General features: G+C 60.7%; 10 protein-coding genes and 1 pseudogene. 6 read left to right on the top strand and 5 right to left on the bottom strand.

The window, feature by feature from the left end:
* Positions 1-58: 58 nt before the first annotated feature.
* The 3 genes from ACZZ0K_RS13490 to ACZZ0K_RS13500 form a co-directional block, all read right to left on the bottom strand.
* The gene (locus ACZZ0K_RS13490) at positions 59-1,489 is read right to left on the bottom strand and encodes a sigma-54-dependent transcriptional regulator (protein ID WP_150741557.1); all 1,431 of its coding nucleotides are present in this window, start codon (positions 1,487-1,489) and stop codon (positions 59-61) included.
* Complete coding sequence (locus ACZZ0K_RS13495; protein ID WP_150741556.1) at positions 1,458-2,936, bottom strand: sensor histidine kinase; 1,479 nt, start codon at positions 2,934-2,936, stop codon at positions 1,458-1,460. Before ACZZ0K_RS13495 ends, ACZZ0K_RS13490 begins: the two co-directional genes overlap by 32 nt.
* A 437-nt stretch (positions 2,937-3,373) precedes the next feature.
* Positions 3,374-4,822, bottom strand: a complete 1,449-nt coding sequence (locus ACZZ0K_RS13500) for a sensor histidine kinase (protein ID WP_252879830.1) — start codon at positions 4,820-4,822, stop codon at positions 3,374-3,376.
* A 406-nt stretch (positions 4,823-5,228) separates the two neighbouring features.
* Between ACZZ0K_RS13500 and ACZZ0K_RS13505 the strand changes: the two genes are divergently transcribed.
* The 6 genes from ACZZ0K_RS13505 (at position 5,229) to ACZZ0K_RS13530 (ending at position 11,611) form a co-directional block, all read left to right on the top strand.
* A complete protein-coding gene (locus ACZZ0K_RS13505; protein ID WP_252879829.1) occupies positions 5,229-6,575 on the top strand; it encodes a hypothetical protein in 1,347 nt (448 codons plus the stop codon).
* 35 nt (positions 6,576-6,610) lie between these two features.
* A complete protein-coding gene (locus tag ACZZ0K_RS13510) occupies positions 6,611-8,839 on the top strand; it encodes an Ig-like domain-containing protein (protein ID WP_258707912.1) in 2,229 nt (742 codons plus the stop codon).
* 71 nt (positions 8,840-8,910) lie between these two features.
* Positions 8,911-9,375: a curlin gene (locus tag ACZZ0K_RS13515; protein WP_150741552.1), complete on the top strand. Its 465-nt coding sequence runs from the start codon at positions 8,911-8,913 to the stop codon at positions 9,373-9,375.
* 27 nt (positions 9,376-9,402) lie between these two features.
* Positions 9,403-10,854, top strand: coding sequence for a curlin (locus ACZZ0K_RS13520; protein WP_258707911.1), 1,452 nt, complete (start codon positions 9,403-9,405; stop codon positions 10,852-10,854).
* A gap of 276 nt (positions 10,855-11,130) precedes the next feature.
* The gene (relB, locus tag ACZZ0K_RS13525; RefSeq protein WP_123463680.1) at positions 11,131-11,337 is read left to right on the top strand and encodes a type II toxin-antitoxin system RelB family antitoxin; all 207 of its coding nucleotides are present in this window, start codon (positions 11,131-11,133) and stop codon (positions 11,335-11,337) included.
* Positions 11,327-11,611, top strand: coding sequence for a type II toxin-antitoxin system RelE/ParE family toxin (locus ACZZ0K_RS13530; RefSeq protein ID WP_252879826.1), 285 nt, complete (start codon positions 11,327-11,329; stop codon positions 11,609-11,611). Before relB ends, ACZZ0K_RS13530 begins: the two co-directional genes overlap by 11 nt.
* 188 nt (positions 11,612-11,799) lie before the next feature.
* Here the strand turns inward: ACZZ0K_RS13530 and ACZZ0K_RS13535 are convergent.
* Both ACZZ0K_RS13535 and ACZZ0K_RS13540 read right to left on the bottom strand, forming a co-directional pair.
* Positions 11,800-12,155 (bottom strand): annotated as a pseudogene (locus ACZZ0K_RS13535) (DUF6124 family protein).
* A 519-nt stretch (positions 12,156-12,674) separates the two neighbouring features.
* On the bottom strand, positions 12,675-13,535 hold the full coding sequence (locus tag ACZZ0K_RS13540; protein WP_150741549.1) for a CsgG/HfaB family protein: 861 nt from the start codon (positions 13,533-13,535) through the stop codon (positions 12,675-12,677).
* Positions 13,536-13,544 lie beyond the last annotated feature (9 nt).

A 13,544-nucleotide genomic window follows, 5' to 3' on the forward strand; every position in this document is an offset into this window, starting at 1 on the left:
GGCTCACACGTCTTGCAGACACCAGGTTTCCCCTGTGGGAGCTTGCGCTGCGTCCGCTTTACCACGGCCGCTTGTCCGGACGGGCCAGTCCGAGTTTTTCGATGCGGTAACGCAGCATGTCACGGCTCAGACCCAGCAGGCGTGCGGACTTGGTGACGTTCCAGTCGGTTTTGTCGAGCATCTTGCGCACCATGTCGCGCTCGACTTCCGGCAGGTTCATCGACTCGGTATTGCTCGCCGGGCGCGGTTCGTAATGCAACGGCGCTTCATGCATATGCAACGGCGGCTCATCGACCAGGCTCATGCACACGTTCAATTGGTGCGCGGCGATGGTATCGCTGGGGGCCAGCAGCACGGTTTGCTCAAGCATGTTGCGCAGTTCCCGCACGTTCCCGGGCCAGGTGTAGCTCAGCAACAATTCCTCGGCCTGTTGACTGAAATGCAGATTCGACTTGCCATACCGCTTGCCATGGCTGGCGAGGAAATGCCGGGCCAGCAGCAGGATGTCATCGCCACGGGCATACAGGCGCGGGACCTTGATCGAGATGATGCGCAAACGGAAAAACAGATCGCGCCGAAACTTGCCCTGCTGAACCATTTGTTCCAGATTGCAGTTGGTCGCGCTGATCACCCGCAGATTGACCTTGCGCTCTTTCACCGAGCCCACACGGCGAATCGTCCGGTCTTCGAGCAGTTTGAGAATCTTCGCCTGCAGCAATAAATCCATTTCCCCGATTTCATCGAGAAACAGCGTGCCGCCATCGGCCGCTTCCACCAGCCCGACGCGACGATCCTTGGCGTCAGTGAAGGCGCCCTTCTCATGCCCGAACAATTCCGACTCGACCAGATTCGACGGGATCGATGCGCAGTTGAATTCAATGAACGGACCTTTGCTGCGCGGGCCGTCAAAGTGCAGCGCCCGGGCCACCAGTTCCTTGCCGGTGCCGGTCTCGCCTTCGACCAGGACCGGCGGCAGATCGGTGTTGGCCATGCGCCGCTCGGCATCGAGCAACTGTTCGATGGTGTGTTTCAGATACTGCATCGGCGACGAATCGCCAATCAGCGCCTGCACCCCGGATTTCTGCGCCTCGCGTTCCTGATAGAACGACAGTGTGCGTTCCAGCCGCTCGGTAGCCAGGGCTTTGTCGAGGAGCAATTTGAGTTCCTGCAGTGCGACCGGTTTGGTGACGTAATGAAAGGCGCCCTCCTTCATCGCCACTACGGCGTCTTCGACGTTGCCGTAGCCGGTCATCATGATCACTTTCAGATCCGGCGCGCTGATGCGCAGCTTCTGGATCAGTTCGTGACCGCTCATGCCTGGCAACGAGTTGTCGGTCAGGACGATGTCCGGCATGAAGCTGCCCAGTTGCTCCAGCGCGTCTTCGGCCGTATGGCAGACAGTCACCTCGAAGTCCTTGCGCTCCAGGTAGGTCTGAATATTCTCAGCCAGCAGTTCGTCATCCTCGACCAGCAGAATGCTGTGTTCCATATTCCCCTCCCGATGCCACTTTGAAGTTGAGACTGACGCGGGTTCCCTCCTGCTCGCGACTGGTCAGGACGACCGAGCCCTGGAAACGCTCCATGATGCGTTTGACCAACGCCAGGCCAACCCCGAGGCCGCCCTGTTTGGTGGTGAAAAACGGTTTGAACACCGACAACTGCTGCTGTGCGCTCATGCCCTTGCCGGTGTCGCTGAGGGTCATGCGCACGCTGTCGGGCTGCGGCGTTTCGAATTCGATGCTGAGCACCCCGCCCTTTGGCATGGCTTCGAGGGCGTTGGCAAAAAGACTGTTGAGGATTTGCGTGAGCAGCACCTGCTGGCTGACGATCGCTGGACAGTGCTGCCGGCTGAATCGCACCTCGACATTACTGCGTTTGATCAACGCATCGAACGCGCCAATCGAGTCCTCGACCGCCATGACCAGATCCACCGCTTCGCCGTCGTCACACATCGGCCGCAGCGATACCAGCAATTCGCGGACCCAGCGCGACATGCGGTCGACCTGACTGATGATGTCGCCGATGTTGCGCTGCGCCGCAGGGCTGGCGATGTCCTGAGCCAGTTCGGCGCTGGAGCGGATGGTCGCCAACGGGTTGCGCAGGCTGTGCGCGACCGCCGAGGACATCTCGCCCAGCGCGACAAAGGTTTCGTTACTGACCAGCTGTTGCTGCTGGCTCTGCAGCAGCTTCGCCGCCCGTCGCACAATCCAGAACAAAGCGAGAAAAATCGCCGCGCCACCGAAAAACGTGGCGGCCCAGATCGAGGCGAAACCGCGATCGATGCGATCGACCAGATCCGACGGCTCCTTGTATACCTCGACCATCGCGACGACTTTGCTTTTGTCGGCATTGAACATCGGGATGTAGTTTTCAATGAACAGGTATTTCGGCTCACGCAGCAGGCGCTGTTCCGGGCGCTCCTCGTCGATCTTGTGATAGCTCGACGAGACCGGCACTTTCATTTCGAACGACTCGTCGAGTTCGTCGTCATCCTTGATGTGCACGCCGATCAGCTCGGCATTGGTCGACCAGATCACTGTGCGATCCAGCGCGTAGACGGTAGCGAGAAGAATGTCCGGCAGATGCTCGACATGGTCGAGAAATTCAGTGCGGGCAGAGACGTGTGCGGCCAGATCGACATCGGGATAGTGGTTGTCCTGACGCGGATCGAGCATTTCGCCCATGGTCCGCGCCGCCGTGATGTTGGCGTGGCGCATTTCCGCCTCACCGATGGCCTGGATGAATTGCGCGGTCAGCAACGCGTCGCGCTCAACACTCTCGGTCACCACAAACCGCGTGGAGATATAGCCAAGGCCAAGTGCGACGGCGGCGATGATGGAAAAACTCGCGAGCGAAAACCAGCGCAGCAGATTGAACTGTTCGCGCCAGCCCTTGCCGGTCATTGCAGGCGCCTTTCGTGCTTCCAGTCGCTGCATGGGATTGCCCCGGGAGATTGCTGCGAGTCGCTGACAACCATCAGTGTAGGTGGCTCTGACCGCGACACACGGCTCAGTGATTGTATTTTGCCGCTATTGCAGGTGACTCATTCGCAGTCGCCTAGCGCGCTCGAACAGCCGCACAAAATCAACGACAGATAGACGCTCAGAGGCGTCAGCAGGAAGGTATTACTCGGATCACGCATTGCTCTGTCCATTTCCAGCCGCCTCGTCAAGGAAGGGGTGACGGGTGCTTTGCAATGAGCGCGCCAATAAATAATTTGAATTTAAAACAATGACTTGGATGCTCTGATTGATCGCTCGCTCCCCGTGACCGGGGCTTGACACCCATTACTGGGGGAATTCACAAATTTGCGGATTTGAACAACCCCCTGCAGAGCCGCCGAAGGCTGCGATCTGTTGATGTTGATCGTCAATCAGTGGGCCAGTTGAAAGGCCAACCGAACGGTGGTGCCCTCGCCTTCGCGGCTATCGAGCGTCACGCCTCCGCCGAAGCGTTCCATGATGCGTTTGACCAGCACCAGACCGACCCCCAGACCACCGGTCTTGGTCGTAAAAAACGGCCGGAACGCCATCATCCGTTGCTCTTCATTCATACCTTTGCCGGTATCACTGAGCACCACGCACACGCCTCGATTGTGGGTGGACTCAAGCTCGACGGTCAGGGTGCCGCCCTTGTCCATGGCCTCCAGTGCATTGGCCAACAGGCTGTTGAGTATTTGCGCCAGCTGCACCTGCTGGCTCAGCACCATGGGTATGCTCGGCGGCTGAAACACCACGCGTACACCGGCCCGGGCGATCTGCTGCTCGAAAGCGACGAGGCATTCGTGCAGCGTCGCCACCAGATTGACCGGCTCAGGGTCATCGTTGAGTGGACGCAGGGACTGCAGCAACTCGCGCACCCATTTCGACATGCGGTCAACCTGACCGATGATGTCGTTGACGTTTTTCTGTGCCGGGCCCGCGTCGAGCTCCAGGGCCAGTTCGGCGCTGGAGCGAATGGTCGCCAGCGGATTGCGCAAGCTGTGCGCTACGGCGGAGGACATCTCCCCCAGCGCGACAAAGGTTTCATTGGCGATCAGCTGTTTCTGCTGGGCAGCGAGCAGAATCGCTGCGCGTCGCACGATCCAGTACAAGCCCAGGTAGATCAAGCCGCCGCCCAGTGCGGTGGCCAGCCAGATCAGCGCCAGGCCGCGCTCCATGCGGTTAATCAGGTCTTTGGGTTCTTTATAGATCTCGACCATCGCCGTGACGTTCTTGCCGTCGGCGTCGAACAACGGAATGTAATTTTCGATGAAAATGTAATCCGGCGGCGTGAGAAACTTTTGCTCCTCACGGGCCTTGTCGACATTGTGGTAGCTGGCCGACACCGGGATCTTGTCATTGAAGGCACGATCGAGATCTTCATCGGCATGAATGTTGGTACCGATCAGCGCCGGATTGGTCGACCAGATCACTTGTCGATCCGGTGCATAGATATTCGCCAGGATGACGTCTGGCAGGTGCTCGATATGATCCAGGAACTCGCCCCGGGCAGCGGCACGGACTTGCGGGTCGACGTCAGGAACGGATCGGTCCTGACGCGGGTCGAGCAATTCGCCCATGCTCCGGACGTTGGCAATGGAGACGTGGCGCACCTCGGCCGAGGCGATGGCCTGGATGAACTGCGCCGTGAGCAAGGCATCGCGCTGCACGCTTTCTTCGATCACGAACCGCGTCGAAACCGTGCCCAGCGCCACCGCCACGGTAGCGATCACCGCCATGCTGATCAGCGAAAACCAGCGCAGCAGATTGAACGGCCGCTTGCGCGAGCCCGACTGCTGCTTGCCCTCCTGGAGCGGAAGCGAACTGGACTGCATGTTCATGGCGGCGATTCCCGAAACGTCTCCATAGGTATAGTCCACGGTTGGGGGATTGCCCGGATGCGGGGACAGCGGTGCGTTCCCCCGAACACCATCCATCTCTATGGGATCGAGCCTGCTCGCGAAGGCGGTGGTTCAGTAGACATATGCCTCCCAGGATGTTCCTTTCGCGAGCAGGCTCGCTCCCACAGGATCTACACCCGACAGCCGTTCAGTGTTCATCCCCAGCGCCCCCAACTCTGGGGGCATTCGCCCTTTCCCCGCAGGCCACGAAGCTGATCATGTTGCCCGCCACGCCCTCTATCCCGGCCATTTCCCGCCAACCCACGGCACCTTGGCATGGAAGGTGTACAGCCCCCTTCAACTGACCCGTCCCAAGGGGCAGGCACTTCGATAGAGGGCTTAACTCATGCACCCTTTACTGTCCAAAACCGCGACCGTCCTGGTCGTGAGCGCCTTGGCCCAGGGCATCGCCCAGGCCGCACTGTTTGCTGTCGATCCCGGCCCGTACACGTCGGCGACCGGCGGTTTCGCCAGTTGGTATCAGGATTCCCATGGCCGCACCCTGGACCTGTGCCTGTCGAAGGCGCTCAGCTCCCGTGTACCCAGCGCTCCGGGCGCGCCGTCGTACATGTGCTCGCTGCTGCCGACCCCCGGCGTTTTCGACGACGCGCAACCAATCGTCTTCCCGACAAACTTCCCTGACGAAGCGTTCTGGTTCACTGGCGAGACCGCCATCGTCGACGCTGCGCGCGGAATTGATCTGGGTTATGTCAGTGCCATCGAAGCCGCGTTTGCTGCCGAAGAACCGGTAGAAGGCGATCAAGTCAGCTTCGCGCGGATCCGCATTCGGGTCGACGTGCCCACCGCCGGCACCTACGTCATCACCCACCCTTACGGCGTCGACGTCTTCAACATCGATACCCCCGGGCAGCGGGCGATCAACATGACCCGCGACATCGGCATCGGCACGCCGCAAACCTACGACGGCGCGCTCAAGGGCGACATCGGCCCGTTCCTGCGCAGCGTCAACGGCCCATACACCGAGACCAACCCGGTATCCGGCGCCGCCGAGCAATTCGTCGGCGATCCGAACCTCAACGAGGCCGTCACCGGCAGCCCGTTCAACACCAACTTCGTGCGCATCGAAGGGCCCAACGGCCTCGACCTGCGAACGACCACGTTCGCCGTCTCGGGCAAATTATCAGCTGTGGTGCGGCCAACGCCGCTGATTACTCAGCGCAGCACTTACTCACGCAGGGCCGGCGCCAGTGCACCAGTGGCGCAACAGGACGTTTTCGTCCTGGCACCACCAGCCCCCGGCACCGCAGCAGTCACCAGCAACACGCCCGTGCTGAACATGAGCGAAGCCGACTCCACCGGCAGTTGGTATGCGCAATCGCCCGCCAACCCGACCTTGCCGACCACGCTGCAAGTCACTGCCGACAACCACTTGGCTATCGCCAGCAGCACACCGACCACCCTGCCGATGACCCTCACCGATCTGGTGGTGATCCAGCGCGCCGAATACAGCCTGAGTTCCGGGCAGTTGACGCTGGTGGCATCGACCAGTGACGAAACCTCGCCGCCCGTGCTTACCGCCAGTTCCGTCAGCGGCGCCGCCATCGGTGCGCTGGGCGGCGACGGCGCGGTGAAAACCCTGGCCACCGGCATCTCGCCGATCCCGCCCGCCAAGGTTCGCGTGACGTCGTCCAACGGCGGCAGCGATACCGAAGAAGTGGTCATCGTGCAATGAACGCTCACATGCCCAGATCCGCATCAGGAGGCATCATGAACAAGTGGCCACGCTTTGCGCTCAACGCGCTCGGGCTCGCTCTTTCGCTGACCGGCAGCGCTTATGCGCAACTGGCCGCCGTCGATCCCGGCCCCTACACCTTCGCCACCGGGAAATTCCCGATGTGGTATCAGGACGAAAACCAGCTGTCGATGGAGCTCTGCCAATCGCGCGCCGCCAGCTCGCGCGTGGCGGCTACCACGCCGCCGGCCTACATGTGCATTCTGCTCGCCGAGCCAGGCATCTTTGATGATGCCCAGCCGATGATTTTCCCGGACAACTGGCCACCGGAGGCCTTCTGGTTTCTGGCCGAAACCACGATTGCCGACAACGCTGCCGGTTATGGCGTGGACGCCTATGTCGCGGGGATAGAAGCGGCATTCGCCTCGGAAAATCCGGTGGACGGTGATCAGCAAAGCTTCGCGCGGATTCGCATCCGGGTGAACGTGCCCCTTGCCGGCACCTATACGATCACTCACCCCTACGGTGTGGAAACGGTCAACGTCACCGCGCCGGGCCGGCGTGCGATCAATATCACCCGCGACATCGGCATCGGCGCGCCGGGCAATTTCAGCGGTGCTGTCGGTGGTGCCATCGGCCCGTTCCTGCGCAGCGTCAACGGTCCCTACACCGAAGTGAACCCGGACACCGGCGCCACGGAAACTTTCGTCGGCGATCCGAACCTCAACGAAGCCGTGACCGGCAGTCCTTTCAACACCAACTTCCTGCGCATCACCGGGCCGGCGGGAACCATCCAGTCAAACGCGTTCAGCCTGTCCGGGAAAGTGCTCGATAACCGTCAGCAGACGCAGGTGGAAATCGACCGTGCCACCTATCGTCGCACCGCTGCAGGTGTGCGCGCTGAGGTCTTCGCCAAAGCAGACAGCAGTTCGTCACTGTGTTTCCGGGAAACCATCGCGCTGTTGCCCGGGCCGCCAGCAACGCCGTGCCAGACCAGTCTTCTGGGCGACAACAACGGTTTGTTTTTCGGCCAGCGTCTGGGCTCCGGCGCGGTACCTGCGGTGGTCGTGGTAACCGCGACCAACCCGACCGGCAGCACACGGCCGACCGCCGTGTCGGCCAAGCTCACCGACGTGGTGAAAGTACAAACCGCGCGCTACAGCTGGGACAACCACAGCCTGCTGATCGAGGCGACATCGACCGATGAAGTGGCGATTCCGGACATGGTTGCCCAAGGCTATGGACGCCTGTCGAAGAACGGCACCCTGCAACGCATCACCGTCGCCGACCTGACCCAGCCTCCGGCTAGCGTGACGGTGAAATCTGCTGCGGGCGGCAGCGACACCGAAGCTGTCGTCGTGGTCGGCACTGCGCCGGACACCGGTGAAAATCAGGCGCCGATCAGCAATGCCGACAGCGGCAGCACCAGTTTCGGTGTGCCGATCACCCTCAGCGTGCTGACCAACGACAGCGACCCTGATGGCGATAACCCGCTGGGTATCACTGCGTTGACTCAACCGGCTGCCGGTCAAGGTACCGTCGCGCTCAGCGGCAGCGCCGCTGTGGTTTACACCCCGCCAGCGGTAGTCAATGCGCCGCTGACCACCAGCTTCACCTACAAGGCGCAGGACGCCAAAGGCCTGGCCTCGGCCAATCCCGCCACCGTGACAATCACCGTCGCACCGAACCAGGCACCGACCGCCGTCGCCGACAGCGTCGCCACCCTGGGCGTGGCGATCCCGATCAACGTGCTGGCCAACGACACCGATCCGGAAGGCAACGTGCCGCTGGCCGTCGCCAGCCTGACCCAACCCGCCGCTGGACGCGGCACGGTCAGCAGCAACGGTACGGTGATCACCTACACCCCACCGGCCACCGTGACCACCGCATTCACCACGACCTTCACCTACATCGCCCGGGACGCCTTCGGTGCCCTGTCGACGCCGGCCACGGTCACCGTGCAAGTGTCGCCACGGCCAGCGGCGGAGACGTTCGCCGTCACTGCGTCCACGGTGCAGGCGCGCTCCGGCGGTCGCTTCAACTGGGACTTCACCGGCACCTCGTCAGTGACTACCGGCAACACCATCACGGTGCAGGTCAGCACGCCAACCGGCGTCGTTACGCTGGGCAGCACCACGGTACCTGTGACCGGTCGCTGGCGGCTGACGCTGAACAACACGCTGGTGGTGCCATCGGCCAACCCGACCGCGACGATCCGTTCGTCCCAGGGCACCGTGCGCACGGTGTCGGTGACCACGCTCTGAGCCTGCGCCCCGGCCGCTCGTGAGCGACCGGGGCGAGGTCTTGAAGGTTAACGCCTTAAAGGATTTACGCCATGAACACGCCGACCGCCGCCCTGCTTTGCCTGCTTGTGCTGTGCAGCACAACGGGCGCGCGCGCCGACGACCTGATGGAAAACGACGACCTGGCCCCGACCAGCAGCGACCTCGGCGAACTGCCTGCACCCGTGGGTCAGCAAGCCCTGATCGATCAACTCGGCCAGGCCAACGTCGCCCTGCTGCAACAGAACGGTCAGTCGCTGCTCGGGCAGATCGTGCAAGCGGGCAGCAATCAGGAGGCGTACATCCTGCAACAGGGCAGCGACCTGATGGCGCTGATCAACCAGAACGGTTCCGGCAACGCCGCCTACATCACGCAGAACGGCAGCCACAACCGCGCGCAGATTTCGCAAAACGGCAACAACAACGACGCCAGCATCGTGCAGGCCGGCACGGGGCTGCAAAGCGCCGTGACCCAGTCGGGCAACGGCATGAGCGTTTCGGTCAAGCAATACCGCTAAGCACTGCACATCATCGGAGAGTTCATCATGTTCAAACTGACGCCCCTCACCGCCGCCCTGCTGGTCATGATCAGTGCCCAGGCCATGGCCGACGACAGCCTGTCCAACCAGAGCCAGGCCGGCACCGCCAACATCGCGGATGTGAAACAGACCCAGGCCCCGTTCAGCAGCGCCACCCAAACCCAACAGGGTCAGGGCAACGACGCCGCCGCCGTGCAGGATCACGCCAGCAGCGCGATCACTCAGGACGCCGTCGGCGACTACAACGCGGCCTACGCCGAACAGCTTTACGAGGACAACGCCACCATCACCCAGCAACAGATCGGCGCCTTCAACACCAGCCACGCCAGCCAGTCGCTGGGTTTCGGCTCAGCGAACAGCGCGCTGCAACAGCAGCAAGGCACCGGCAATTTCTCTTTCGTCTACCAGGATTCGCAGAACGGCAGCGAGGCGAAAACCTTGCAATTTGGCGACAGCAACGAAGCCAACATCGAGCAACTGTATGAAGGCAGCGGCAACAGTTCGGTCATCACCCAATACGGCACCGCCAACTACGGCACCGCTGAACAAGTGCTGCACAACGGCGGGCAGATCGGCATCAACCAGGCCGGCGAAAGCAACTACGCCTATGGCGATCAGCGCAACGGCACCGGTGGCAACATCACCATCAACCAGTTCGGCAGCCTCAACGGCACAGAGATCTGGCAAGACGCGCAAACCGCCAGCCAGGCCACCGTCAACCAGTACGGAGACAGCAACGAAACCGTGGTCGACCAGAGCTTCGGCGAAAACAACGCCGCCGCCGTCACCCAGGTCGGCAATGCCAACGCGATCTACGCCGACCAGTTCGAGTCGGTCAACTCGACGCTGGCGCTGTATCAGGTGGGCAACGGCAACGTGCACTTTACCTACCAGAACGGCGACAGCCACGTGCTCAGCGCCACCTCCGCAGGCAACGACAACAAGGTCTACGCCAGCAACTGGAAAGGCCCGCAATCGGGCGGTCAGTTTGGCAGCGGCCAGCGTGCGACCGTCAGCCAGGCGGGCAATGGCAACATTGCCAACTTCACTCAGGATGGCGTCGGGCATGTGATGACCACCAATCAAACCGGGACAGGCAACAAGACCACGGTCAGTCAGGCTGAGTCGTATAACGAGCTGTACTTTGATCAGAATGGTAGCGACAACATTTTGATCTCGGATCAGCGCGGGACGACCAACCTGATTCAGGGTTCTTCGAATGGCACCGGCAACAGTGCTGAGTTCGATCAATCCGGGACTGGCAACCAGGCGTATACCGCGCAGTTGTATGGCAGCGACAACATGATCACGGTGAAACAGGCGGACACGATGAACGTGGCGTATGTGACCCAGGGCGGGACGGGGAACATTGCCAATGTCGATCAGAGCGGGGTGACGCAGACGGCGAATATTCAGCAGTTCGGGTCGGCTAACCAGGCGACGGTTTTGCAGCAGTAGGGGTTGGGTGTTGATGGGCCGCGATTCTCTGGTGAGGGGGTCGCGGTTTTTTTGTGGGCTGACGCTTGAGTTGCGTCCTACGGAAAACGGAACGTTTTCAGAAATTCGGGGAGTTTTCTGACAAGTTCTGGCGGTTGGCCGTCGGAAGTGCAGGCTCTAGGATTTGCCGGGACAACTTGATCCTCATGGAGCTTGGCCTACATGCAATTCATCCAGACAGCGACGACAGCGATACCGTTAACGAATAGACTTCGAGGCACCAAACCCGGAGGTTCTATGATCGACCCGTCCTTGATCGACCCACTATGCCCGGTTGTTTCGGATCTTGATCCCGAGGAGCAGGCTGCGAGTTATGACCGCTGGTTTCGGGCCGAAGTACAGGCCTCTCTCGATGATCCGCGTCCGAGTATTCCTCATGAGCAAGTGATGGAGGAAATGAATGCCTTGATGGAATCTATGCGCAAAAGCGCAGATGCAGATTAAGTGGCGACCCAAGGCCCGGGTCGAACTCTCGAAAATCCTGAAGTACATTGGCGAGCGAAATTTTGAAGCGGCGACTGCACTTCACAAGTCCGTCGTGAAAGCTACATCTGCGCTTTGTTGGCATCCACACCTGTATCGCAAAGGCCGCTCTCCCGGCACTCGAGAGATTGTGGTAAGCCCCAACTATCTCGTCGTTTATCAAGTGGCGGACCACATTGAGATTGTGAGCATCCTGCATGCGCGTCAGGAGTACCCTCGACGCGACCCCGGTTAAGATCGCTTCCTCGTCTCGACACAAGAAACCGTGCCTCCCGTGGAGGTACGGTTTTCTTGATCGTTCCCACGCTCTGCGGGGGAATGCCTCTCGGGACGCTCCGCGTTCCAACTTGCGAATTTTACGCAGAGCGTCAAGGGCTGCATTCCTTTGCTGCGCGCGGGAACGATCAATCAGCCATCCTTCAACTAGACGTGATCCAGCGCTTGATTGACGCCCAGTTCACCCAGCATGACGACTTGTGCGATGCCCAGTGCGGTTTTGCGCTGTGAGGTTTCCAGCGAGGCGGCGAAGTTGCTGAGCATTTCGCTGGCCGAGCCCAGGGTTTCGCTGGCGTTGGCCAGCAGCGATTCGGTGTTGTACCTGGGATTGGCGAGGTACATGGGTTCCGGCTCGTTGGTGCTGGATATGATATGGGCGGTGGGATTGAGGTAGAAATCGAGGACGCGGTCGGCGGCTTCGTGGAGTTTTTTACTGTCGACCGAGGCGTAGGGGGATGTGGTGTTAGTGTCTGGTTCTGGGGGTTGGGTGTTGGTTTTTTCATGATTATTTGCCCTGTATTACGGTTATAGGGGCAGCAACAACGCAAGTCAAAAGCCGAACACCCGCGCTCTTCACCACTCAATAGGCCGAGTGTCAGCTCGCCTGCTTTTGATCTTGATCCACGGGCGACGTCGGAAGCTGAGTGGAGGGATTGATCCGGGCGTGGGAGCGCAGCGACCGTTTGGCGAAGCCAAACAAAGCGAGAGGAGGTGCAGCGAAGCAAACCGTAGACGCTTCGCCCGGATCGGTCCCGGAGCGAAGGAACCCCGAGCTTTGGCGAGCAGGCCGCATGCAGGAGCAAGCCTTTTGGGTTACCTTTTTGCTGGGCCGGCACTCCGGCGTTTGGAAAAGGTGACCCGCCGTAAGGGCGGAACCCTAAGCAGCCGTCACCGCAGAAACGGATATGTACTCAGTCAAAAAGAACCCCAGCGCCTGACAAAAGCCTTCGCGAGCAGGCTCGCTCCCACAATTGGAACTGGGTACATCTGCCAGAGATTGGTCGACCCGAAGGCCGCCACGTTCACTCCGCCTCAGGATCAATCTTGTTCTGCGTCAAATACCGATTCAACACATCATCCTGCGAAGGCGTAGAAGCGTCCCCCGCCACCTGCCACAACCGCCGCTCAATCCCCTGCGCCACCATATGCCCCACCGCCGCCTCAATCGCTGACAGAACACAAAGCTGCGCAGGCTCATTCGTCGTGTACCCGACCTCAGCCTCAAGCAACTTCTTGAACTCGATGAATTTGAAAATCCCGGCACTGCGCGCCACCGAATAAATCGTCTTGCTGGTCATCACATTCGCCAGCACCTGCCCGCTACGCACATCCACCGCACGCAAATTGACGGTCACCTGATCCACCCGATATTCGCGCTGCAGATCAATCCCCAAATACCGCGCCCCTTCCCCACCGCTACGCACATTCGTGTCATACGCGATGATCCCGCCTTCGAGCATCATGTTCGCCGCCTGCAACGGTGGCAGCTCACCCTGAATATTCACCGGCGTATTCGGCTTCTTCTGCGAGGCGCGAATGATCTTGCGTTCGGTCAACAGGTTCTGCAGCCCTTCGCGCTCCAGCACGACAAACCAGCCGCTGGCCTGCATCGCATCCATCAACATCGACGCCGCGCCCTGGGTCACGCTGGTGGAAAACGAACTCGCCGGGGTCGGTTTGTATTGCCCGGTCTGGTCACGGAAGCCGTACACCACTGCCATCAATCGCCCCTTGGGTCGCGGCATCTTCAGCAAATCGTAATAGGTCGAGGCCCTGGGGGTCAGGGTCGGGGTTTCGGTGTCCTGCTCGGCCGACATCGGCTCGCGCAGACTGCACCCTTGTAACGTCGCCAACAGCAGCCCTAGCGCGATGATCTTTTTCATGTCCGTCAC

Source organism: Pseudomonas sp. AC255, from assembly GCF_979258175.1.

Excerpts from the sequence above, each read along its gene's own strand:
- relB (WP_123463680.1), top strand. The coding sequence starts at position 11,131 with ATGATCGACCCGTCCTTGATCGACCCACTATGCCCGGTTGTTTCGGAT.
- ACZZ0K_RS13530 (WP_252879826.1), top strand. The coding sequence starts at position 11,327 with ATGCAGATTAAGTGGCGACCCAAGGCCCGGGTCGAACTCTCGAAAATC.
- ACZZ0K_RS13540 (WP_150741549.1), bottom strand. The coding sequence starts at position 13,535 with ATGAAAAAGATCATCGCGCTAGGGCTGCTGTTGGCGACGTTACAAGGG.
- ACZZ0K_RS13500 (WP_252879830.1), bottom strand. The coding sequence starts at position 4,822 with ATGAACATGCAGTCCAGTTCGCTTCCGCTCCAGGAGGGCAAGCAGCAG.
- ACZZ0K_RS13505 (WP_252879829.1), top strand. The coding sequence starts at position 5,229 with ATGCACCCTTTACTGTCCAAAACCGCGACCGTCCTGGTCGTGAGCGCC.
- ACZZ0K_RS13495 (WP_150741556.1), bottom strand. The coding sequence starts at position 2,936 with ATGCAGCGACTGGAAGCACGAAAGGCGCCTGCAATGACCGGCAAGGGC.
- ACZZ0K_RS13515 (WP_150741552.1), top strand. The coding sequence starts at position 8,911 with ATGAACACGCCGACCGCCGCCCTGCTTTGCCTGCTTGTGCTGTGCAGC.
- ACZZ0K_RS13510 (WP_258707912.1), top strand. The coding sequence starts at position 6,611 with ATGAACAAGTGGCCACGCTTTGCGCTCAACGCGCTCGGGCTCGCTCTT.
- ACZZ0K_RS13490 (WP_150741557.1), bottom strand. The coding sequence starts at position 1,489 with ATGGAACACAGCATTCTGCTGGTCGAGGATGACGAACTGCTGGCTGAG.
- ACZZ0K_RS13520 (WP_258707911.1), top strand. The coding sequence starts at position 9,403 with ATGTTCAAACTGACGCCCCTCACCGCCGCCCTGCTGGTCATGATCAGT.